Source organism: Paenibacillus sp. FSL L8-0435 (genome assembly GCF_037965655.1).
In the GTDB taxonomy this organism is placed as follows: Bacteria; Bacillota; Bacilli; order Paenibacillales; family Paenibacillaceae; genus Paenibacillus.
In genome coordinates this window covers 5,876,663-5,899,364 of the sequence record NZ_CP150185.1, presented here as the reverse complement: position 1 = coordinate 5,899,364, position 22,702 = coordinate 5,876,663, and the positions used below count along the sequence as shown (strand labels likewise).

Here is a 22,702-nt window from a genome sequence, read left to right as displayed (position 1 = left end):
AGGTGGATGAACATGATTAAAGTGGTGACATCGGAAGAAAGGCACACGTCGGATCGAGGTTGGATACACAGTGAATTCAGCTTTTCCTTTGCGGATTATGATGATCCAAGCAACGCCCATTTTGGCTGTCTGTTGGCTCATAATGAAAACACGCTGATGCCGCAAGAAGGCTTTAAGAAACATCCACATCATGATCTTGAACTTGTCAGTTATGTCATTTCGGGTACACTCAAACATACGGATAGTATGGGAACAGAACAATTGCTTGAACCGGGTACGGTCCAGGTGATGAGTGCGGGTACGGGAGTGGAACACTCCGAGACCAATCCGTCAGCGGATGAACCGGTACGTTTCCTCCAGATGTGGTTTTTGCCATCGGAGCGTATGCTGAAACCTTCCTATACGAATCGGAGAGTAGAGCCGCAGGAGCATTTGAATCGTCTATGTCCGATTGTATCCGGGCAAGGGGGCGAGGGAAGTGAAGGCGCATTGCCTATTTCTCAGGATGTAACCTGTTACCTGTCCCATTTGGAGTCCGGGAAAAAGTTGATGTACCCGCAACACGAAGATCGACGGACACATCTTTTTCTGATCAGTGGACATGTAGAGATTCATTGTTCGGATGGTAACTTCAACCTCAAGCCGGGGGATGCCGCACGAATTCGCAAAAGCTGTGATCTGCAAATCACGAGCACAGACAGTGAACCTGCCGAATTTGTTTTGGTTGACCTGCCCTAAGGATGGGATATATTCCGTAGAAGATAGCCTTAAAATATGAATATGTGAAAAAGGACCTGTTCCCACGGTAATGTGGAAAACAGGTCCTTTTTAGGCTTGCTTTTGAAAGGACTTCATAGAAGTCGCAAATGATCAAAAGCAACACTTTGCTAAGATTTACGAAGGTTACCCAGTTCTGAAGCGACAGCTTCCACTTCAGAGATACTGAGATGTTCCTTGCTCAGAATCATTTCATACAGGTCAAACAGATCTTCATATTTCTCAAGTGGGAATGAAGAAGCTTGCATGGCGGCACCGCTTGCCATACGAAGTTTGGTTTTGATCGCTTCAATCATATATTCCATATTGGCTGCTGTTGCTTGTGTTAAATCCATCGTTAAGTTCATCCCTTCCGTATCGGAAACTCTTGTTATTGTATCATGATTGGAAGCGCTCAGGCTAATGCTTTTGCGGGGAAACCAAGCATCGGTTACAATGATGGATACAACAACAGGATTTCATGGAAACCTGAGTGTACTGGAGGGAATACAGCTTGGCAGCGTATAAGCGAGAAATGGTTCGCCATCAAGGAAGGGAAGTCCGCAAAGGCGTGCCCGCAGAGAATCTGGTCTTATTTTTCAAAAACATCGTTCAACTTCATTCTCCAGCTGAAATCACGTTTGTCTGCATTGGTACGGATCGTTCCACCGGGGATGCTCTAGGTCCACTGACAGGAAGTTTACTGCAGGAGAGCGAAATGGAGAACGTGATTGGCACGCTGTCTTCCCCTTGTGATGCAGATACGCTGGAAAAGAAATTGGCACTAATTCCTGCACACCATGCCATCATAGCGATTGATGCATGTCTGGGTCCAAAGCATGCGGTAGGTACATACTATCTCTCGAATAACCCACTCATTCCCGCCCAATCGGTCGGAGGCAAGCTACCCCCTGTTGGACAATACAGTGTAGCAGCTGTGGTTAATGCAAATGGACCAAGGCCCTATTCCATTTTGCAGATGACCTCGCTTCACTTGGTCATGGGGATGTCCCGAACGATTGCAGACGCCGCAATTGAAGCATGGAAATGGAGACAAACGTTTCATTCATGATATGTAGGCTTAATAATATACAACCTGAATTATATTATTCGCGCAGAGAGAGGGATTTATATGGAAAAAGTGATGTGTGATGGAACGACGATTTGTTATGCCGAACAAGGTAAGGGAGAAGCACTCATTTTGCTCCACGGTTACTGTGGCAGTTCATCGTATTGGGATGAGGTCGTACCTGAACTGGCACGCAGCTATCGCTGTATCGTACCTGATCTGCGTGGACACGGAAAAACAGATGCACCTGTAGGAAGTTATACCATCGAACAGATGGGCAACGATGTATTACAGTTGATGGACGAGTTGAATGTGGAAAAAGCGGTCCTTCTGGGACACTCGATGGGGGGATATATTGCGCTCTCGATTGCACAACGTCACCCGGAGCGTTTGAATGCATTTGGTCTGATTCATTCGACAGCCTATCCAGACAGTGAAGAAGCCAAGGAAAAACGCCTTCGTGCTGTATCCACCATTCAGACCGAAGGTATCGTGAATTTTGTAGATGGACTGGTTCCCGGACTGTTTGCACCCGAACATGTGGAATCGCTATCTAAGCATGTAACACGTGTGAAGGAAATCGGTTACCAGACTGCTCCTCAAGGTGCTGTTGGTGCTGCACTTGCTATGCGGGAACGCCCGGATCGCCGCGATGTGTTATCGGCTACACCTTTACCTGTATTGCTGGTTGCAGGAGAGAAGGATGCTGTTATCCCGCCAGAACGTACATTTACAAGTGACAAGCCACATATCGTACAAGCCGTGATTGCGGGTGCGGGTCATATGAGCATGTATGAAGCTCCTGAAGAGTTAATTCAGGTCATTAAACAATTTATGGCTGGATTATCAAAATAATTGATGAAGTGATTTATGTTGATATCATTAGGGCATGTCTGAAAACTCCGAAGGAAGTAGATTTTACTGAATTTTTCGTTCCAAGCAAGGAAGTTTTCCGCAGGCGTGCCGGGGCACGTCAAGGGGAAGTGACGTAGCATGGGGCGAAAAGGCGGTAAAAGATGCACTTCAGCGAGTTTTGAGACACGTCCTAGAATATAGTTTGGTTTCTGGATGATTCTACCTCTTGTGGAGGAGGAGTAACCAGTTCCATTTCAACCGAGCCCCTGCCACGTCCCTTTGGGATAGGCAGGGGTTTAGTGTGTTCATGGCCAGAGCAAAGACACGCGTGTCTTGTTTTTGGCTTTTTGTCATGGCATGAATTAGAATAAATATAAAGGAACGATATGAGAACGATTGGATGTATAGGGTCGAAGGATGAGGGGGCATACAGCATGTTCAGAAAAGATTATCTGCTCCGCATGATGGAGGAAATGACTGAAGCAATTGGCAAAGTGTTCACGCTCAAACAGCAGCGTAAGCATACCGAGGCATTGTCTGAGTTGGATGAGCTGATGCGCAGGCAGTTTGGGTTGAACTTATCTCTACTGAATTCATTGCCAGCGGAGGATGTTATTGAAATGTTCCGTTTTCGCGGAATGATTGAGGTAGACAATCTGCAGCAGGCCGCGAGGCTGATTGAAGAAGAGGCTTACATTTATCAAGAGAAGGCCAAAGTGGAAGGCATAGATGATCAGGAGAGAATGGACGCAGAGGATGAGGCTGTCATTCGATTGATGAGATCACTTCATTTTTACCTGTATGCATTGAATCATGGCGCCAATCCCCAGTTATTGAATGCACCGGAACGGGTGGAGGGTGTATTGGGGCTCACGAAAGAATATGTACTTCCTGCCCGGACTGAAAGACAGCTTGCCCTCTATCGTGAACAACAAGGACGTTACGACCAAGCAGAGAACAGTTGGTACAGATTGCTCCAGCTTGGTGATGAATTCCCGGTGAGCTACCGAGATGATGTACAGGCATTCTATGAAAGGTTGAGCCAACTCACAGATGAACAGCTGGAGCACGGTGGTTTGCCGCTTACCGAAGTTGAAGAGGGGTTAGCTGAACTAAGTCGTCAAGAGATGAACTCCTAAATATGGATAGGATCAAGGTCTGTTACATGCCTTTACTTGGAGAGGGAACGGAATTGTGGTATGGTAACGGTTGACCAAACCAAACCGAAAGTGAGATGTACCCCGTGGATTCATTGCGAAAGCTTATACAAGACATCTTTGAACAGAATTCGCTGATTACAGCGACCTGGAGCCAGCTGCGCAGACGGGACAATGTCTCGTATACCAAAGTGCAAGTCAAGCCGGTGACACTGAAGAATCAGCTGCATTATCAATTTGCATTTCATTATAACAACAAAGTGCTGCACGAGAATTTGACTCCGGCTGAAGCGGCTGAGCGCATGACTTTGTTATGCGAAGAGACGTTTCGTCAAGGGCTGCTCTGTACGACCGAGGCAGACTATCAAATTTTGATCAGCAAAAAATATAAAGTATCCATTCTGACCAAATCTGCTTCCAAAACTGCGGTGGATCTGTCGCATAATCGCAAGAAGCAATATGTATTAGAAGAAGGCGTACCTGTATCGTTCCTCGTTGAACTTGGCATTATGAACGAAGAAGGTCGTGTGCTGGCCCGCAAGTATGACAAGTTCAGACAGATCAACCGTTTCCTCGAAATGGTGCAGGATGTCATTCCACATCTGCCGGAAGGACGTCCACTGACCATCGTTGACTTTGGTTGCGGCAAGTCTTATCTGACATTTGCGTTATATCATTATCTGTCTGTACAACAACGTCGTTCACTCAAGATTATTGGGTTGGACTTGAAGGCAGATGTCATTGAACACTGTAATGATCTGGCTAATCGATTGCATTATGGCGATCTGAAGTTTTTGGTTGGAGACATCGCGGACTACGATGAATTGAACGAAGTGGATATGGTTGTCACGCTGCATGCCTGTGATACAGCCACCGATGCTGCTTTGGAGAAGGCAGTTCGTTGGGGGGCTTCTGTTATTCTGTCTGTTCCTTGCTGTCAGCATGAACTGTTTGATCAAGTAGAGGCCTCCGTGATGAATCCATTGTTGTCCCATGGCATCCTCAAGGAACGTTTTTCCGCACTGGCTACGGATGGGATTCGTGCCAAGTTGCTTGATCTGATGGGATACAAGACACAATTGCTTGAATTCATCGATATGGAGAATACGCCTAAAAACATATTGATTCGTGCTGTTCGCGGTCAGGCCGGCGAAGTGACGGAGATGTGGAATGAATATACGGCTTTCCGTGATTTCATTCATGCCGATCCATATTTGGAGCGGGCTTGTGCCGATTTGCTTCCTGGCGATGGCAAGCAGGCCGGCGGGAAATCAAAATCGAGCAAAGAAACCGTTCAAGATTCCGCAAATTGAGACCTTTGCTGAGTGTGCCAATGACAATCCAGGGACATACTGCAACTAGGGTCTCTGAATGTAAAATGATATTCAATGCACATACTTCTTAGCAAGCCACACCATAACTGTCAGATGTATATCAGCAGAAGGACCCGTTATCGGGATCTTCTGTCTTTTTGTTATGCATATGGAGCGGTGGAAGGAAGGAGGGTGGAGATGAAGAATAGGACAATGGATAAGGGAGTTGTAAGGAATACAGAATATGTAGATAACAGGGACTTATGTAATGGGGACAGTAGGGGCAGTAGAGACAGTACATATAATAGGGAAGATACATACAACAAAGATCATATGTATAAAAAAGATGATACGTATAAAAAGGATGATAAAAATAATTCAAGTGGAGCTATCCAGACCGATGCGTCAGGGAGTTTTTCTCAAAGTTTGAGGTGTAAACGTTATTCAGGATCGGGGTGGACTGTTGGGTTAGGCATACTCTCCATTGTCTTGCTGCTTGCAGGATGTCTGAGTCGGGGACTGTACTATTCGGCTGATCTGTATCCTGTCCTTTTGATCGCAGCAGGAAGCATATTGATCATGATTGTGCTATTTCTTGTCGGTATTCGTCTAGAGAAAGAGCAAGAGCAGGAGCAAGGAAGAAAACAAGTACCTCTGTCACCGGTACATTGGCTAGGGAACAATGAACGAATGGTTTGGCGAATGATTCGAATCCCGGGGATGTGGTGGGTATTGTGGCCGCTGGGGATGATGACATGTTTTGGGGTACATGCGTGGGCAGGCTCGGTGAGTAAACAGGGCAGCATGGATGAGATGCTGCGGTGGAGCCTGCTTGCGCTATTTACTCTGCTCACCGCATTACTGGCTGCGCGCACGGATGGTGCGCGTTGGTTAGCCTGCGGTTGGCAGATGGCAGGCGGCTTGCTTGTGCTAAGCGGCATCCTTGCCGTGTGCGGGATATTGCCACTGCCCTTCGGGGTGATGCGGACTGCTGACCCCGAGATCAGCTCCGCCGGAGCAAGGCTCGGCGGATTATTGCAGTACCCAAATGCGTACGGTGCCGTTGTTGGCATGTACGCATTGGAGCGGCTGATAGCCGCCGCGCGAGTCATAGCCCGGCCTGTGCCGGCCGGGCGACTCATCGCGGCAGTGCTGCCGCTCATGCCCGCGCAAGCCGCGCTCCTGCTGAGCGAGTCGCGCGGCGCTTGGCTGGCGACCGGCTGCGCCGCGGTCGCCGCCTTTGCTTTGCAGCGGCGCGGTGCCCGCTTGCCGCTGCTGCTGGCCACGGCCGCGCCACTGGCGTGCGCGGCCTGGCTGTACCGCCAGCTGGCTGCTGCCCAGCTGGCGCCTGCACCCGTGCCCGGCCTGCTGGCACTGGCCGGGGCATGGGCAGCTGCGCTGCTCGGCACGCTGCTGCTGTGCCGTCTATGGCACAGCGGCGCCGCCAAGGCTCCGCGCGCCGCTGCCCTGACGGCCATCGTGCTGGCGGGAGCCGCCGCCGCACTGATGGCCGTGGCCTCCACCGCCGATCGCCTCGCGGCGGGTGTCGGCACTGGGGTGTCCCGCCTACAGATGTGGCGGGACGCCCTCCAGCTGTGGGCCGAGGCCGCATGGCTTGGCCACGGGGGAGATACATGGCGCAACATGTTTCGCGCCATTCAATCCTCGCCTTATGTCGGAGGCGAGGTTCACAACGGCCTGCTCGATCTCGCCCTGGACACGGGCATGATCGGCATCCTGCTTGTCACAGGGTGGTTTCTCCTCACCCTGCGAAGCATCTTTCATTTTGCACCGCAGCTCATGCCATCCGTGCTTGTTTTTGGCCTGCATGGGGCGATGGACTTTGACTGGAGCTTCACATTATTTTGGATGCTCTTCATCTGGCTCGGTGCTTGGGCAGTCGCATTGAAGACGGAAACAGAGGGGGTCCAGCGATCCAGCGTAACTGTGAAATATACTCCCATCAGATCCAAATCGGGATCTAAATCGAGATCTAAATCGAGATCCAGATCTCTTTTCTTGCGATATTTACCAACCCAATCCCACCCATCAGCTGTCCCGATGCGTTCCTTCTTTCATAATCTTCAGCGAGTAACTGCTCGGCTAATAAGGGTATCCACAGTGATGATCATCCTTTTCTGCCTTGTTGGAACAGTCTGGCTGACCTCCCGATACGCTGTAGCAGAAGTGCAGTACCGTCAGGCGATGTCTGAACCGGATGGCACTCCAGCACAGAAGGTGCATTTTATGGCTGCCCTTCAGTCTAACCCGAATCGACCGGATATCGTGATATCCTTTGCACGATCTCTTCCGGGACGAGAAGCAGAATCACTCCTTTTAAACAGCTTGTCCCATTCCCCGATGCACCCTCAGATTTACATTGAACTGGGACGATTGGCAGCCCAATTCGGCGAAGGACAGCAGGCAGGAGGATATTTTGAACAAGCGATCGCATTGAATCGGTATGATGGCCTTGGCCAATCCACGGCTTTGTATTGGATGGAGCAGGCAGCGCGGCGGGAATGGAAGGCAGGATATAGAGATCGAGCCCGACAGACTGCCGCCGCTGGTGTCCAGATGTATGAACGGTATCAACTGCTGGCTGAGGAAGTGGGAGCAGGGGACGTTCGTAATGATCGTCGTTTTGTAATGGAAAAACATGCTCCAGGCTATGGAGAGAACCTGCGTAGGCTTGCTTCGGGTTCTTCTCCTCCTTTTACTCCAGAGTTGACCAAGCGAAGCCCTTGAATCACTGCTGGGTCTTGACGTTTACCCAAGTTATATGATGATGGATGTCAGCGTCCAAAAGTCTGGAAGTCCAAGCTGGCTGCTTCTGGCGGATGGATATACGATTTTCTAAGGAACACAGAACGTCTTATTTGGCTTTCCACTCTCCTTTTAAATTCTAAGGAACATCAGACACGTTATTTCCCGAAACTCCTTAACAAAAAAGTTAAAAAGGCCAAAAATCCCGAGATAACGTGTCTCAGATTCCTTAGATTTCTAAAATTGCTTCAAATCCTTGATTAAGACGCCTCAGATTCGTTACCGCTCGTGGGCTTGAGTATGAAAAATCACTCGGTGTTTATGTTCATACTTTCCAGCTCATATTCATACTCACAGCTTATGTTCATGCCCCTGTGGTGGTCGGCTCCATGCTCTGCTCGATCCGCAAGCCAGAGGACGACCCTGAATTCCACCTGGAGCGAAGCTTTACATCGGAAGGGAGAAATTCGCATTTTATGTTGTCTCTATCGCTTGCTCGTACGTGAAGAAGGCATTAACATCACACGTTAAGGACACAGTGCCCTCCTTGGCTATTCCTAACATGTTCAGATTCGCTTCAGCTCGGCTGCGTCGTTCAGTAGGTTTGAAGACATAGCTACCCGCCTCATTCCTCCATATCTAAAGACGATAACCGCCAAATGCATGCTGAAACGCATCTTTTAATGGTTCAACTTCTACTTCCCACATCGCGGCGATCTCCGCACTGACATCCGTGTTCCACCACTCACATAATTTCTTGCGGTTGTCGCGATTCTCACCAATCCAGAGCAGATTTGTGATCACCTTACCGTAATAATATTCTTCCGCCTGCTTCATCCGTTCGGGAGAGACATATACTTTTAGCCTTTTGACTGTCCGGTACAATTCCTTGCTGCATGCTCTGCGAATTCCTCTGGCGGAAGGAAGGTTTTGACCGGATTGCGTATGTTTGACCGGCGGAGAACCGGGTATTGATTTGTGCGACATCTTCTCACGCTCCTCTCCCCATACCATATGCGCACTGCTGCGAACGGGACACTATCCCAACCTCTTGAAGTAGCAACGTCCACAGCCCTGTGATAAAATAGGGACGAACATCCATGGTGCGGAGGGGCACCGCCAATCAGGATGGAGAAAGAGGGTTGAGATGGACTTTATTCATAACCTTGTTGTCCAATTGTTCGATTGGATTCAAAGTCTTGGGTACTTTGGAATCATGCTTGGATTAATGTTGGAAGTTATCCCAAGCGAAATTGTGCTGGCGTATGGAGGTTTTCTCGTTTCACAAGGTAATATCAACTTCTTCGGTGCTATGATTTTTGGTACGGTGGGCGGTGTGATTGCCCAGTTATTTATTTACTGGATTGGCCGTTATGGCGGCAGACCTGTACTTGAACGCTACGGTAAATACATACTCATCCAGAAAAAACACATCGACCATTCCGAGGAGTGGTTTCGCAAGTATGGTACAGGTGTCATTTTCACAGCGCGTTTTGTTCCGGTGGTAAGACATGCAATCTCCATCCCGGCTGGCATCACGAAAATGCACACAGGCAAATTCATCTTGCTTACTACACTCGCTGTTATACCTTGGACTGCATTGTTTATATATTTAGGGATGATTCTTGGAGATCAATGGAAGCATATTGATGAGAAAGCGGCACCATATGTTATGCCTATTTTGCTTGTCGCTCTCGCCCTTATGATCGTTTATGTACTTATTAAATGGATGAATGTTCGTAAAAAGAAAGGAAGTGTCTAGTCATGGGTAAACCCAACTTGTCTCACAAATTCGGTAAAGGTCTGCCACCGAAAGATTTTATCGAGAGTATGACCAAGAACCAAAGTGAATTCCAGGCCAATTATGATAGCTTTACTTGGTCGAACGAAGAGGATCGTGAGTTTTTTGAGAGTCTGAACCATCGCGATGATCTGCGTGTGTTAATTCTGGCTGCTGACTGGTGCGGGGATGTTGTCCGTAATATTCCGGTTGTGTTCCAGGCGCTTGAAATTTCAGGAATCCCAACAGAAGTTCTGATTATGGAGAACCATCCGGAAGTGATGGATGAGTTCCTGACGATGGGTGGCCGTTCCGTGCCAGTCGTTATTTTTGCAGATACAGGTGGTCATGTGTTAGGTCAGTGGGGACCTCGTCCGCAGCATGTACAGGAAGTCATGATTGAATTCAAACGCCTTAATCCGGATCGTGAAGCAGCAGATTATCAAGAAAATTTGGCTGTAGCGCGTCAAGAGATTGGTAAACGTTATGGGGAAGGAACGGAGTCACATGCGGCCATTATCCGTGAGCTGCGTGAACTGATTTCGGGTTACTAAGCCGATATGCTTAACATTCGTACGTTTACACTAGGCCCGCTTCAGACCAATGCGTATCTCCTACAAGGAGATGATCCGGGCAAAGCCGTCATTATTGATCCGGGCATGAATCCAGGGCCGCTGCTTAAGGCGATCCAAGACTTGGAGATCGAAGCCATTCTCCTCACTCATGCTCACTTTGATCATATGGGCGGGGTAGATGAGATCCGCAAATTGAAGGGATGTCCCGTTTATCTTCATGACTTGGAGAGTGACTGGCTCACCACCCCGAAATTAAATGGATCTTTGAATTGGCCGCAGGCGACACCACCGCTTTCGACAGATCCTGCTGAATATGCCATGGACGAAGGGCAGAAGCTGAATCTGATTGGTCATACGTTTAAAGTGTTCCATACACCTGGACATTCCCCAGGCAGTGTAAGTTTGCTTTGTGATAACGACTTGTTTGCGGGTGATGTGCTGTTCCGCATGGGTGTGGGCAGAACGGACCTGACAGGAGGGCGTGAACGGGATCTGATTGATTCAATCCAGAACAAGCTTTACACCTTTGCTGATGAGGTTAAAGTATATCCAGGTCATGGTCCCAAAACGACCATTGGTTATGAGAAACAGAACAATCCTTACGTGTCCGCAAGATAATCCGACATGATATGTGAAGAAAGTCTGGACAAGTGACAACTTTTTCATTAGAATAGCAATTAGTTGTTACAAGCGTTAAGGCATCATCTAACTGAAGCATTACCAAGAAACACCCAACCTCGCGAAGCACGCAGACTGTGGTCTATACCCGGTTTGCGTTCTTTTTTTGTTTTCAGCCCCTTTTTATCGCAGAATTAGCCTTTTTTACGCTACACAGAGATGTAAGATGCGCTTCATCACAAGCCAGTTTGAGACCAATAGCAAGTTAGCAGCAAATAGAGATTGATTTAGAAATAATAAATTTAAGAAATAGTAGATCATGAGAGTGGGGAATATCAAAGTGGAGAAACCAAGAGTTATTCCGTTGAATCAGCGTGTCGAGTATTCGATCATTGAAGAAAACCGTCGTATATTGGAAAGTGGGAAAAGAGAAACGGGTACTGAGCAAGCTTTAATACATAACCCTGGCTTGGCCAATGAAGTGATAAAGTCTCAGCAGAATATATGGACAAGCCGTGTTTTAAAAAACGGAGCCCGCAACCAACCGTGGTTCGACAAGCTGCAGGATTACCGGAATCAAGTCTGATTGCCCGGGAAATTGTCGGGTTTAATTTTTTTGAATTTCATTGAACGTTTTTGCAGAGCCTGTCGTATTAACTCCAGATTGAACGGGAAGAAGGTGATTTCATGATAAAGGCAGCTGAGCTGGAAGAGGTACGCAGAGCAGTATCGGGAGATGATAGCGCACTCGCAGCGTTGTTGCAACGTCACTACACGTTTGTGTATAAGTATCTTGTGAAAGTGACAATGGACGCTAACCTCGCAGAAGAGACGGTGCAGGATACAATGATTCGTTGTATGGAAAATATCCATCGATATGATGGCACGTCTGCCTTTTCATCATGGATGATCACCATTGCGACCCGCATCTATATCGATAAGACAAGACGTAAGAAGAGAGAACAGAACTGGCTTGCTCTCATCCGGGATCAGGCCGTACGTCGATTCCGTTGGCAGCTTGAGACTCGGAATGAAGAATGGACAGATGTCATGGATGCGATGACAAGACTGACACCCGAACATCGTGTTGCAGTGCTACTGAAGCATTATTATGGATACGGATATGACGAGATCGGGGAAATGCTGGGTATTCCTGCGGGAACCGTGAAGTCACGCACAGCTTATGGTCTCCGTCAGTTAAGAAAGGAGCTGGAATAAGGATGAGCAGATCAGATGATGCACAAGAACAAGAAGTTGTAGAACGATTGCAGCAACACATGAAAGTGCTGGATGATGCATTTGAGCCGACAAGTATTCCTTCTTTGGGTGCACTTGAAGCCCAAGTCAGGGAACGGAGACAGATTAGACGTCGAGCCAATTGGATTGAGATGATATGTTTCTGGTTGGTTGGATTGCTTGCCATTACCTTCGGGGCATTATTTTTTGCATCTGCTCCAGCTCTATACCTGGGAATCCAGGCTCTTGGTACAGCTGTTGCGGTGATTTTGGTTGTGATTTGGGCTGGACGGCGCCGGAAGGAGGTTCGTCATGAATAAAATGCATTATTCATTGGATGAGATTTCTCCACTATGGCTCACATTGCTTGGCATTTTTCTCCTGGTTCAGGGCACATGGATTTTTCAGGACGCACGCAGACGTGGACGTTTCCCTTGGTTATGGGGATTATGGGGAATCACCGGATTTCCCACGCCGCTCATTATATACTGGTTTGTCGTAATTCGATCACAGCGCAAGCCAGGTGCACGGAATCCGAAATAACATCATTTTAAAAATGGAAAAAAGATTTTGCACAAATATGTTGTTTAATTCTAGTATTCCTAGACATCGTTATTCTTTTCTAGTAGACTATACAAATAAATATTAATGATAGACTACCAGGAGGTTAGACGATGCTGCGATTAGGAGAGAAGGTTGTCATCGTCGCGGATGCGTTTGAGCAGAATCTTCCTGTGGGGGAATATGGTTTCATCATCGCTTATGACCGGAATCCGGACAATGCGTTCGATTACGTGCTTCGAGTGCCGCAGGTAAACCGGAACTTTTTTGTTCCATCCGGCGACGTCGATCTGGAAGAGGTTCTGCTGAAGCAGGAAGCTGAGCGGGTCGAGCGAGAAGCGTTGATAGATTACGCCCTTGCGACACACAATGAGAAGCTGTTTCATCATCTGATGAACGGAGATTTTCAAGCTGTGGAAGAGGAAGAGGAAACCGCGAACGATGTTATGTCACAGGCGGATTTTATAAAGCAGGTTAATCTGCGTGCATGGATTTAGAATTTTAAGAGTCGGCTGATGCCGGCTCTTTTTTATTTTATAAGTTTGATTTCAGCTTCCAGGAAGCCTGTCAGGTCATTTGCATTGAATTGTCGAACTATCTCACCTATAATGAAAAAAGTTATCTTGAGACTTTAGCCCGTTAAACGAGCGATTCGTTTCAGGTCGTTTCGGGAATCAGAATGAATGAAGGAGGCATCCGCTAATGAGTATTTCGAATAATGACGTTCAGCATGTGGCCAAGCTGGCCCGGCTCAACTTGACTGCTGAAGAAGAACAGACCCTGACAGGTCAGCTGAACGCGATTTTAAAATATGCAGAAAAGCTGAATGAGCTGGATACGGAAGACATCGAGCCCACCACTCACGTTCTGCACGTAAGCAATGTTATGCGTGAAGATGAGACCAAAGAAAGCCTGTCGATTGAACAGGTGATGCGCAATGCACCGGAAGAAGAAGATGGGCAGTTTAAAGTGCCTGCTGTAATGGAATAACGGATAACCGGAAGGAGGACAAAAACTGTGAGTTTATTTGAACAATCGTTGCCTGAGTTACATAACAAGCTGCATGCCAAAGAACTGTCGGTCAGCGATCTGGTGGATCAGGCGTATCAGAACATTGGCGCGCATGATGATAAAGTTAAGGCATATTTGGCTCTGGATGAAGAACAAGCACGCGCTCGTGCACGTCAACTGGACGACCGTCTGGTTAGCGGCGAGGAGAAAGGTTTGCTTTTTGGTCTGCCTGTAGGTATTAAGGATAACATCGTTACGAACGGACTGCGCACGACGTGTGGCAGCCAATTCCTTCGTAATTTCGACCCGGTGTATGACGCGACAGTTGTCGAGAAATTGAAAGCTGCGGACACCGTAACTATTGGTAAACTTAACATGGACGAATTCGCCATGGGCGGCTCCAATGAGAATTCAAGTTTCTCCCCTGTACGTAATCCATGGGCACTTGATCGTGTTCCAGGAGGTTCCAGCGGTGGTTCTGCAGCAGCTGTAGCTGCGGGAGAAGCATACTTCACGCTTGGATCAGATACAGGTGGCTCCATCAGACAGCCTGCTTCGTATTGCGGTGTTGTTGGATTGAAGCCGACGTACGGACTTGTTTCCCGCTTTGGATTGGTTGCATTTGCATCATCCCTGGATCAGATTGGTCCTTTGACGAAAAATGTTGAAGATTCTGCTTATGTATTGCAGGCCATTGCTGGTTATGACGCCAAAGATTCGACATCTGCAAAAGTAGAGATCCCGGATTATTTGAGTGGACTGACAGGTGATGTTAAAGGGCTTCGCATTGCCGTTCCAAAAGAATACATCGGTGAAGGCGTAGATCCACAAGTGAAAGAGACAGTTTTGTCTGCATTGAAAGTTCTTGAAGGGCTCGGGGCAACATGGGAAGAAGTATCCCTTCCGCATACCGAATATGCGGTGGCTACGTATTACCTGCTGGCTTCTTCAGAGGCTTCTTCCAACTTGGCACGATTTGATGGCGTGCGTTATGGCGTACGTGCTGACAATCCGGATAACTTGCTGGATCTGTATCATCAGTCCCGCAGTCAAGGGTTTGGTCCGGAAGTGAAACGACGCATTATGCTTGGAACATATGCACTCAGCTCGGGTTACTATGATGCCTATTATCTGAAAGCACAGAAAGTTCGTACATTGATCAAACAGGATTTCGACAATGTATTTGCCAAATATGATGTCATTATCGGACCAACTGCGCCAACTACGGCGTTCAAACTGGGTTCACAGGTGGATGATCCACTTACGATGTATCTGAACGATATTTTGACGATTCCAGTCAACCTGGCTGGTGTACCTGCCGTTAGCATTCCATGTGGATTCTCGGATGGATTGCCTGTTGGCCTGCAGATTATCGGTAAAGCCTTTGATGAAACAACCGTATTGCGTGTAGCGCATGCGTTTGAACAAAATACAGAATTCCACAAGCAGCGTCCGCAGCTGTAGACTGCCCGGAACGGAGGAATATAGAAATGTCCGCATCTAAATATGAAACGGTCGTTGGACTTGAAGTCCATGTGGAGTTGCATACCAACTCCAAAATTTTCTGCGGCTGCTCCACAGCTTTTGGAGCTCCGCCGAATACACATACCTGCCCGGTCTGTCTCGGACATCCGGGCGTACTGCCTGTCCTGAATCGTCAGGCGGTAGACTACGCCATGAAGGCAGCGATGGCCCTGAATTGTACGATTGCTGATGTCAGCAAGTTTGACCGTAAAAACTACTTTTACCCCGATTCACCCAAAGCTTATCAGATCTCGCAATTTGATCAACCAATCGGTGAGAACGGCTGGATTGATATCGAAGTGAATGGTGAAACGAAACGAATTGGCATCACACGTCTTCACTTGGAAGAAGATGCAGGGAAGCTTACACATATCGATGGCGGATACGCGTCTTTGGTGGACTTCAACCGTGTCGGTACACCACTGGTGGAGATTGTATCCGAACCTGAGATTTCTTCTCCGGAAGAAGCACGTGCGTATCTTGAAAAATTGCGTGCCATCATGCAGTACTGTGATGTATCGGACGTGAAGATGGAAGAAGGTTCACTGCGTTGTGACGCCAACATCAGTTTGCGTCCACATGGACAGGAGAAGCTGGGAACAAGAGCCGAACTGAAAAACATGAACTCCTTCCGTGGTGTTCAACGTGGTCTCGAATATGAACAATATCGCCAAGCTGAAATTCTGGATGATGGCGGTGAAGTGGTTCAGGAGACGCGTCGCTGGGACGAAGCTCAAGGGAAAACACTGTCGATGCGTGGTAAGGAACAGGCGCATGACTATCGTTATTTCCCGGACCCGGATCTCGTGAAGCTGCATATTGATGAAGCCTGGAAAGAGCGCATCAAGGCTACCATACCTGAGCTCCCAGACGAACGTAAAGCTCGTTATACGGCTGATTACGGATTGCCTAGCTATGATGCAGAGGTTATTACTTCATCCAAGGCTATAGCTGATCTTTTCGAAGATAGCTTGAAATTCACTCAGGATGCCAAATCCGTATCCAACTGGATCATGGGCGACTTGCTGGGTTACCTGAATACGAGCAATCTTGAGGTGACTCAGGTCCCACTGACAGGTCAAGGCTTGGGTGAGATGATCGGACTGCTGGAGAAGGGCACCATTAACAGCAAAATCGCCAAAACGGTATTCAAGGAGATGCTGGAGAGCGGCAAGCTTCCACAGCAGATCGTTGAAGAGAAGGGTCTTGTGCAGATTAGTGATGAAGGTGCCATTCTTGCCATCGTTGAGCAGGTTGTGGCGAACAATCCTCAATCTGTGGAAGATTATAAGGCTGGTAAACAGAAAGCCATTGGTTTCCTCGTTGGTCAAGTTATGAAAGAAAGTAAAGGCAAGGCGAATCCCGCCCTCGCCAACCAACTGCTTGCAGATGTACTGAACCGCTAATCCTTCCGGTGAGGCCGGACAGAAAGAGGCTCGTCCCTGTGACAGCCTCTTTTTGTTATGAAAGAGACGAAGTAATTCAGACGGGGGAACGGATATGAACATTCAATCATTGTCATTACGTGATCTGGAGACGTTGGGACAGTTATGGAGACTTCAACATGTAGCTTATCGATTGGAAGCTGAAATCATCGGATTTCAGGAGATTCCTCCTTTGATGGATACGATGGAGACACTTCGGGATTGTGGAGAGCGTTTTTATGGTTGTATCCATGGTGACGGAGAGCTTATCGGAGCTGTCGCTGTAGCAGAGGAAGAGGAGAATACACTGACCATTACACGAATGATGGTGCACCCGGATCACTTTCGCAAGGGAATTGCGGCATCTTTGATGACGTATGTGTTGGAACAGCATGCGGATCTTCCGCGTTATATCGTCTCCACAGGAACGTTGAATCAGCCCGCAGTGAATCTGTACACCAAATTTGGTTTTAATCCCGTGGAAGTCACACAGATTGCACCCGGAGTGGAATTAACTACTTTTCACAAGAATAAACTTTAATAATATTAACAACTTGAGGAGGAATACCGACTTTGGGCGATCCCTGGTTCATTGATGAGTGGCACATTTTATTACGATTATTGCTGGCTATGCTGCTTGGAGGGCTCGTAGGCCTGGAGCGGGAACGGTCCAATCATGCTGCCGGTTTGCGTACCCATATCCTGGTATGTCTTGGCTCTGCACTGATTATGATGTTGTCTGTTTATGGCTTTAAAGATTTTGCTAATGAATTAAATGTAAGGATCGATCCAGCGCGTCTGGCTACTGCTGTAATTACTGGTGTCGGATTCCTGGGAGCAGGGACAATTCTCTTTACGGGAAAATCCATTACCGGACTGACTACAGCTGCTTCAATTTGGGTTGTTGCAGCCATTGGGCTCGCAGCAGGTGCGGGATTCTTTTTTGCATCGATCGTATCTACCGTCCTGGTATTGCTTAATCTCTGGGTATTTAACAAACTGGAGCTGAGGTATTTACGAGGGAATAAGATGCATGTCGTTACACTTCATACGTTGTCAGAACCCGGTTTTCTGGAACAACTGTCTTCATGTATGGAGCAGGAGAAGATCAAGATCCGTAAAATTACTGTGAATGAACAAGACCTGGCATATGCAGAGATGATATCGGTTGAACGCAAAATTGAGATTGTGCTGCATGTCCAGGTACCGCATGATTTCGAAACAGTAGGCTTGGTATCCAAGTTAAGACAATGGGAACACGTTACCAAGGTGTCGATCGAATAAATGAATTACAACCCTCCACAGGCCAGTAGTGCCGGAGGGTTTTTGATCATATCCATATTTCTTCCAGTTACTCTCCTTGCTCTTTAGGGTACTATCTAACCAAATGCATGAAGAGCGGAAGGTCAGATCAGAAGAGAGGAGTATGTTATGAAACGGAGACGTCAATTGAACAAAAAGACCCGTACAGTTCAGACCAAACCGGTCAGAAATCGGGCTCACAAGTTTATTGCGGGATTACTGAGTGCCATTATCCCTGGGCTGGGTCATATTTATCTGAGATTGTACATGAGGGGTTTGACCTTTATGCTGCTTGTTTTGCTTGATCTGTCAGCAGTGTTGTACTTCTCATCCATTGGAATACAGATCAATGTGCCATTGCTCATCTTGCTGGCTTTGTGTATCCCGGTTATTTACTTTTACAATGTATATGATGTGTTGCAATCTGCAGATTGGGTCATGATGCGCAGACGTAGAGCAGTGACCCAGGCAACTTCGGACAAGCCGATAACCAATGAACGTTCTACAAGAGATGCAATGATGGTCTGGGAGAGAGGCATATCGTTTGGATTACTTCTGATTGTGGGAGGGTCTTTGATGGTGCTGTTTTTCCGCAAACCACGTTGGTTTCAAGAGATTCTCGCCATGTACGGTGGATATTCATTTGCGGTTCTCATGATCGTAGGCGGTTTGCTATTGTTTGGTCGTGAGTTCTGGGTGATGTTGAACAAGAAAAAAATGTAGTGGAAATGATACGAGGAGGGAACGTGATGAACCGTAAAGTCCGGGTTGGCCGCTATACGGCTGCCGCCTTAATCATAGCGGTCGGTGTGCTGTTGATTTTGGATAAACGGTGGGGAACTGACTATGTATATGAGATGGTGGACTGGTGGCCATTTTTGCTCGTTGTTTTGGGTGTTGAATATATTGCGCTGTTCCTGTGGACACGCAGAAGAAACAAGGTGCAATCGGATAACCCGAGCAATCCTGATGAGCAAATCAAAGTACGTTTCAGACCCGATGCCAAAGGCATTCTAACCTCACTGATTTTGGCGGCTTCCGTATTTATCGTCACCGAGCAGGATCACTACATGCACTTATGGAATAGAGTGAGTCTAAATCTCGGAGCGGCATCCATGGACTACAGTCAAGCGGCAGGATATATGGAGGATAAGGGCACGATTCGTGTACCTGTTCGCATGGATACGTCGGATCTTGTGGTCGAAGGTGTCAACGGAGATATCTCGGTACAACGCGGAGATACGGATGAGATTGAAGTACGAACGGTGATCTGGGTAGATCAGACGACGGAAGTACAGGCAAAGGCCGTTGCAGCAGCCTCTTTTGTAGAGACCGATGGTACAAAAGTAATTTATATCAAAGCTACAGGCAAGACGTATGGAGACAATGAAAAAACGCAGCCACGGATGAATCTTACCATTACGATCCCGGATGATCGTCGTTTTAATCTGGATATTCGAACTTCCAATGGAGCCATATTATTAAACCGTCCGGAAGCCATTAGTACCATACTGGCCGAAACGGGTAATGGACGTATCCGGATTACCAATGCTGTTGGAGATATCTCCGGGAAAACGTTGAATGGGGATGTCATTGTAGCCAATGCCATTGGTAATGTCGATCTGGACAGTAACCGTGGAGACATGAAGGCTCGCGGTATTTCCGGCGATGTAGATCTTGCTACACAAGTGGGAAGTATCAGTATTGCCGACTCCGTTGGTCAATTCATCGCAGAGACACGCAACGGCAATATTACGCTGGATGGAGCCAATCTGGGAATCAAAGCCCAATCGCTTAATGGCAGTATTAACATCGTATCTACCAAAGTCGGAGGGGACTGGGATGTGTACAGTGCGGTGGGAGCCATTAACATATTACTTCCTGATCGTGGAGACTACAGTCTTGCGGGTTCCAGCAGTTATGGAGATCTAAGTACGGATCTGCCTTTCAAAGTACAGAATAAAACCATAGAAGGCCAGCTCGGTGAGGGCGAGTACAGGGTGAAAATTGAAGGGAACAGTGATCTCACCATTCAGAGCAACCCGGCTGTATCTACGCCTGAAACAGTTACACCTGATTCTGAACATACGGCTGAGAATCTGGAACAGACTACCGAGGACGGACCAAATTCCCAGCTGGATTCTACAGAGGTTCCTTGACTGCCGCGTTGACAATAAACTTGTAATCGCCGTACAATAAATATACACTGGCAAGATTACACGGCATGAAAGATGGATTGTCGTTTTTAATGGCCGGGAATCAACTCTGAGCGAGGAGACAGTAACTTACTCTTCACCAGAGAATGAAAGGTAAGGCGGTGGGTTTTATGGCAACACGTGTCCAACATGCGTTGGAGCATCTGAAAACGACCGGTGTCCGTATTACACCCCAGCGTCATGCCATATTGAACTATCTGATGGAATCCATGGGGCATCCGACAGCCGATGAAATTTACCGAGCCCTTGAACCCCAATTTCCCAGTATGAGCGTGGCAACGGTATATAATAATTTGAAGATGTTTCTGGAAGCTGGCATGGTCCGGGAATTGACATACGGAGATAATTCAAGTCGCTTCGATGCCAATGTGACGGATCATTATCATGTTATCTGTGATCAATGCGGCAAGATTGAAGACTTCAGCTATCCTTCACTCAAAAGTGTAGAGCTTCAGGCGGAGTCTAGTACAGGATTCGAAGTACACGGTCACCGATTGGAAGTATATGGCGTTTGCAAAAGTTGCAGGGATTAAGAGAGTTGAATTACAATATTAACGTGCAGAATTCAGTATGGATTCTTCACGTTTTTTTTTAGCATTTATGCAAAATGCTCATCTTTATAACAACTTATGCGCACATCCTTATGATCAGCATAATTAACGGAGGTAGACGTTTGGGTAGAAAAAGCAGATATACACGTCAGAAGCGACGTTCATTTTGGCCCGGTTTTCTCGGGGCTTGTCTGATCGCCGGGGGGGCTTACTGGCTTATAACAAATGTATGGTTGAACCAGACCCATGAAGACCCCGACTGGGTAGGAAGAAGCCAACCTATTTTTGTAGATGGGCAACTGATGGATGGAGACGCTCTGGGTACAGGAGATCAACTCAAGTTACCTGTAGATGTGCTGCAAGAAGCGATTGATGCAGGCATACGTTATGAATCAGAAACGGGAGATATCATTATTGCCTCTCCTCAGCGAGTCCTTCATATGAAAGATGGAAGCACACAAGCAGAACTTAATCACAAAGATTATCCCATGACAGTTAAGCCTGAGGTTAAGGACGGAGAAGCCTATATTCCGCTCAAACCTTTGAAAGAAGTATATGGCATAACCGTACAGGAAGATCCAGTAACAGGTGCTGTGCTGCTGATGCGTGGAGGGGACATGATTCAGTATGCAGAGATTGATACGTTATCATCCAAAGCGGACAAGACCGTGCCGTTATATAAACGTGGGGGAGAATCCTCACCAATCATTGCCGACATAGAGAAGGCTGCACGGGTACGTGTATGGCAGACGGGGGATGAACAGAGCTTTGTTCAACTCGATAATGGGTATGCCGGATATGTAGATAATGATTATATTGTCCTCACCGAGAAAAAGAAGGTGGACTTGCCCAAGTATACGCTGACAGCAGCAGAGAAGAAGTGGCAGAATAAACCGGTAAATCTGGTTTGGGAGGCTGTGTACAATCGTCAGCCTGATGTGAGTTCTATCGGTAAGATGCCTGGTGTGAATGTGGTCAGCCCCACATGGTTTCATATTACGGATGGACAGGGCACTGTGAAAAGCAAGGGAAACCAAGCTTATGTGAACTGGGCTCACCGTTCGGGTATGGAAGTATGGGGACTCATGGATAACAGCTTTGATCCGGACATTACAAAAGAAGCTGTAGCTTCTTACGAGACACGCACTCATATTATTGAGCAGATGTTAGAGTATGCACAGACGTATCAACTGGACGGTATCAACATCGACTTTGAGAATGTGTATACAGATGACGGGCCGAACATTACGCAATTTGTGCGCGAGATCAAGGCGATGGCACGTATACATGGATTGATGTTATCGATCGATGTAACACCAAAATCAAACAGTGAGATGTGGTCTGCCTTTCTGGACCGCCGTGCATTAGGTTCTTTTGCAGACTATGTTATTGTGATGGCTTATGATGAACATTGGGCGGCCAGTCCCAAGGCAGGTTCGGTAGCGTCTCTGCCTTGGACCGAGGCTTCCATGAGACGCATACTTGAGGAGGATGAAGTCCCTTCTAACAAGTTAATCATGGCGGTTCCACTCTATACCCGGATATGGACGGAAGAGACGAATGATCAGGGTGAGGTTAAAGTGTCTTCCAAAGCGGTGGGCATGAATGCCATTGTGGAGCTGATCCAAGAGAAGAAACTCAAATCTGAACTGGATCAGGCAAGTGGACAGAACTATGTGGAATATAAGGAAGACGGAGCTACCAAGAAAATATGGATCGAAGATGCCGTGTCCCTTCAGGCGCGGGTGGATTTGATTGCTTCGTTGAAGCTGGGCGGAGTAGCTGCGTGGAATCGGAGTTTTGCTAATGCCTCTGCATGGGAGGTATTAAAGCAGGCCGGTTACCAGAAATAATTTACTCGAACTCAGAGTGTCTGATTGCTTTAATTTATTTTCGCTAAGCTCAAAGTTTCTCCTTGGGTACCATCATACGTGCAGTCTACCGTTTTATTGGTCGTAGAACTTATAATTTAACTTCATATTTTAGCT

25 protein-coding genes are annotated in these 22,702 nt (G+C 47.4%); 23 read left to right on the top strand and 2 right to left on the bottom strand.

Going from position 1 to position 22,702, the window contains the following annotated elements; translation table 11 throughout:
- The first annotated feature begins 12 nt into the window (after positions 1-12).
- Positions 13-738: a pirin family protein gene (locus NST33_RS26370; RefSeq protein ID WP_237178250.1), complete on the top strand. Its 726-nt coding sequence runs from the start codon at positions 13-15 to the stop codon at positions 736-738.
- Positions 739-887: 149 nt separating this feature from the next.
- On the opposite strand, the gene NST33_RS26365 is transcribed toward NST33_RS26370, so the two are convergent.
- The gene (locus NST33_RS26365) at positions 888-1,112 is read right to left on the bottom strand and encodes a DUF1128 domain-containing protein (RefSeq protein ID WP_017692283.1); all 225 of its coding nucleotides are present in this window, start codon (positions 1,110-1,112) and stop codon (positions 888-890) included.
- 158 nt (positions 1,113-1,270) lie between these two features.
- Between NST33_RS26365 and yyaC the strand changes: the two genes are divergently transcribed.
- The 5 genes from yyaC (at position 1,271) to NST33_RS26340 (ending at position 7,898) form a co-directional block, all read left to right on the top strand.
- The gene (yyaC, locus tag NST33_RS26360; protein ID WP_339305628.1) at positions 1,271-1,828 is read left to right on the top strand and encodes a spore protease YyaC; all 558 of its coding nucleotides are present in this window, start codon (positions 1,271-1,273) and stop codon (positions 1,826-1,828) included.
- A 60-nt stretch (positions 1,829-1,888) separates the two neighbouring features.
- The gene (locus NST33_RS26355) at positions 1,889-2,680 is read left to right on the top strand and encodes an alpha/beta hydrolase (protein WP_036607004.1); all 792 of its coding nucleotides are present in this window, start codon (positions 1,889-1,891) and stop codon (positions 2,678-2,680) included.
- Positions 2,681-3,114: 434 nt separating this feature from the next.
- Complete coding sequence (locus tag NST33_RS26350; RefSeq protein ID WP_221820816.1) at positions 3,115-3,819, top strand: DUF6483 family protein; 705 nt, start codon at positions 3,115-3,117, stop codon at positions 3,817-3,819.
- A 95-nt stretch (positions 3,820-3,914) separates the two neighbouring features.
- Positions 3,915-5,150, top strand: a complete 1,236-nt coding sequence (locus NST33_RS26345) for an SAM-dependent methyltransferase (RefSeq protein WP_339305625.1) — start codon at positions 3,915-3,917, stop codon at positions 5,148-5,150.
- 198 nt (positions 5,151-5,348) lie between these two features.
- The gene (locus NST33_RS26340; protein WP_339305623.1) at positions 5,349-7,898 is read left to right on the top strand and encodes an O-antigen ligase family protein; all 2,550 of its coding nucleotides are present in this window, start codon (positions 5,349-5,351) and stop codon (positions 7,896-7,898) included.
- A 657-nt stretch (positions 7,899-8,555) separates the two neighbouring features.
- Here NST33_RS26340 and NST33_RS26335 read toward each other — a convergent pair.
- On the bottom strand, positions 8,556-8,903 hold the full coding sequence (locus tag NST33_RS26335; protein WP_339305621.1) for a dehydrogenase: 348 nt from the start codon (positions 8,901-8,903) through the stop codon (positions 8,556-8,558).
- A 160-nt stretch (positions 8,904-9,063) separates the two neighbouring features.
- On the opposite strand from NST33_RS26335, the gene NST33_RS26330 reads away from it, so the two are divergent.
- The 17 genes from NST33_RS26330 (at position 9,064) to NST33_RS26250 (ending at position 22,567) form a co-directional block, all read left to right on the top strand.
- Positions 9,064-9,678 carry a DedA family protein gene (locus NST33_RS26330; protein WP_339305619.1) on the top strand — a complete coding sequence of 205 codons (615 nt, stop codon included), beginning with the start codon at positions 9,064-9,066 and terminating at the stop codon, positions 9,676-9,678.
- Positions 9,679-9,680: 2 nt separating this feature from the next.
- On the top strand, positions 9,681-10,250 hold the full coding sequence (locus NST33_RS26325; RefSeq protein WP_017692292.1) for a thioredoxin family protein: 570 nt from the start codon (positions 9,681-9,683) through the stop codon (positions 10,248-10,250).
- 6 nt (positions 10,251-10,256) lie between these two features.
- The gene (locus NST33_RS26320; protein ID WP_036607016.1) at positions 10,257-10,889 is read left to right on the top strand and encodes an MBL fold metallo-hydrolase; all 633 of its coding nucleotides are present in this window, start codon (positions 10,257-10,259) and stop codon (positions 10,887-10,889) included.
- A 319-nt stretch (positions 10,890-11,208) separates the two neighbouring features.
- Positions 11,209-11,475, top strand: coding sequence for a hypothetical protein (locus NST33_RS26315; protein WP_339305616.1), 267 nt, complete (start codon positions 11,209-11,211; stop codon positions 11,473-11,475).
- A gap of 101 nt (positions 11,476-11,576) precedes the next feature.
- The gene (gene sigY / locus NST33_RS26310; RefSeq protein ID WP_076212623.1) at positions 11,577-12,107 is read left to right on the top strand and encodes an RNA polymerase sigma factor SigY; all 531 of its coding nucleotides are present in this window, start codon (positions 11,577-11,579) and stop codon (positions 12,105-12,107) included.
- Between the two features lie 2 nt (positions 12,108-12,109).
- Complete coding sequence (locus tag NST33_RS26305) at positions 12,110-12,445, top strand: YxlC family protein (RefSeq protein ID WP_339305615.1); 336 nt, start codon at positions 12,110-12,112, stop codon at positions 12,443-12,445.
- Positions 12,438-12,668 carry a sigmaY antisigma factor component gene (locus tag NST33_RS26300; RefSeq protein WP_207765611.1) on the top strand — a complete coding sequence of 77 codons (231 nt, stop codon included), beginning with the start codon at positions 12,438-12,440 and terminating at the stop codon, positions 12,666-12,668. The genes NST33_RS26305 and NST33_RS26300 overlap by 8 nt, the downstream gene beginning before the upstream one ends.
- A 131-nt stretch (positions 12,669-12,799) precedes the next feature.
- On the top strand, positions 12,800-13,183 hold the full coding sequence (locus NST33_RS26295; protein WP_024631336.1) for a hypothetical protein: 384 nt from the start codon (positions 12,800-12,802) through the stop codon (positions 13,181-13,183).
- A 205-nt stretch (positions 13,184-13,388) separates the two neighbouring features.
- Positions 13,389-13,676: an Asp-tRNA(Asn)/Glu-tRNA(Gln) amidotransferase subunit GatC gene (gene gatC / locus NST33_RS26290; RefSeq protein WP_036607033.1), complete on the top strand. Its 288-nt coding sequence runs from the start codon at positions 13,389-13,391 to the stop codon at positions 13,674-13,676.
- 27 nt (positions 13,677-13,703) lie between these two features.
- A complete protein-coding gene (gene gatA, locus NST33_RS26285) occupies positions 13,704-15,161 on the top strand; it encodes an Asp-tRNA(Asn)/Glu-tRNA(Gln) amidotransferase subunit GatA (protein WP_036667997.1) in 1,458 nt (485 codons plus the stop codon).
- Between the two features lie 26 nt (positions 15,162-15,187).
- On the top strand, positions 15,188-16,627 hold the full coding sequence (gene gatB / locus NST33_RS26280) for an Asp-tRNA(Asn)/Glu-tRNA(Gln) amidotransferase subunit GatB (RefSeq protein WP_221820832.1): 1,440 nt from the start codon (positions 15,188-15,190) through the stop codon (positions 16,625-16,627).
- A 94-nt stretch (positions 16,628-16,721) separates the two neighbouring features.
- Positions 16,722-17,186, top strand: coding sequence for a GNAT family N-acetyltransferase (locus NST33_RS26275; protein ID WP_339305611.1), 465 nt, complete (start codon positions 16,722-16,724; stop codon positions 17,184-17,186).
- A 32-nt stretch (positions 17,187-17,218) separates the two neighbouring features.
- Positions 17,219-17,929 (top strand): MgtC/SapB family protein, encoded by a 711-nt coding sequence (locus NST33_RS26270; RefSeq protein ID WP_076212609.1) that lies wholly within the window; start codon positions 17,219-17,221, stop codon positions 17,927-17,929.
- A 147-nt stretch (positions 17,930-18,076) separates the two neighbouring features.
- The gene (locus NST33_RS26265) at positions 18,077-18,670 is read left to right on the top strand and encodes a hypothetical protein (protein ID WP_339305610.1); all 594 of its coding nucleotides are present in this window, start codon (positions 18,077-18,079) and stop codon (positions 18,668-18,670) included.
- Between the two features lie 26 nt (positions 18,671-18,696).
- A complete protein-coding gene (locus tag NST33_RS26260; RefSeq protein ID WP_339305608.1) occupies positions 18,697-20,106 on the top strand; it encodes a DUF4097 family beta strand repeat-containing protein in 1,410 nt (469 codons plus the stop codon).
- Positions 20,107-20,273: 167 nt separating this feature from the next.
- Complete coding sequence (perR, locus tag NST33_RS26255) at positions 20,274-20,696, top strand: peroxide-responsive transcriptional repressor PerR (RefSeq protein WP_026081471.1); 423 nt, start codon at positions 20,274-20,276, stop codon at positions 20,694-20,696.
- Positions 20,697-20,836: 140 nt separating this feature from the next.
- Positions 20,837-22,567, top strand: coding sequence for a glycosyl hydrolase family 18 protein (locus tag NST33_RS26250; protein ID WP_221820840.1), 1,731 nt, complete (start codon positions 20,837-20,839; stop codon positions 22,565-22,567).
- Positions 22,568-22,702: the final 135 nt, after the last annotated feature.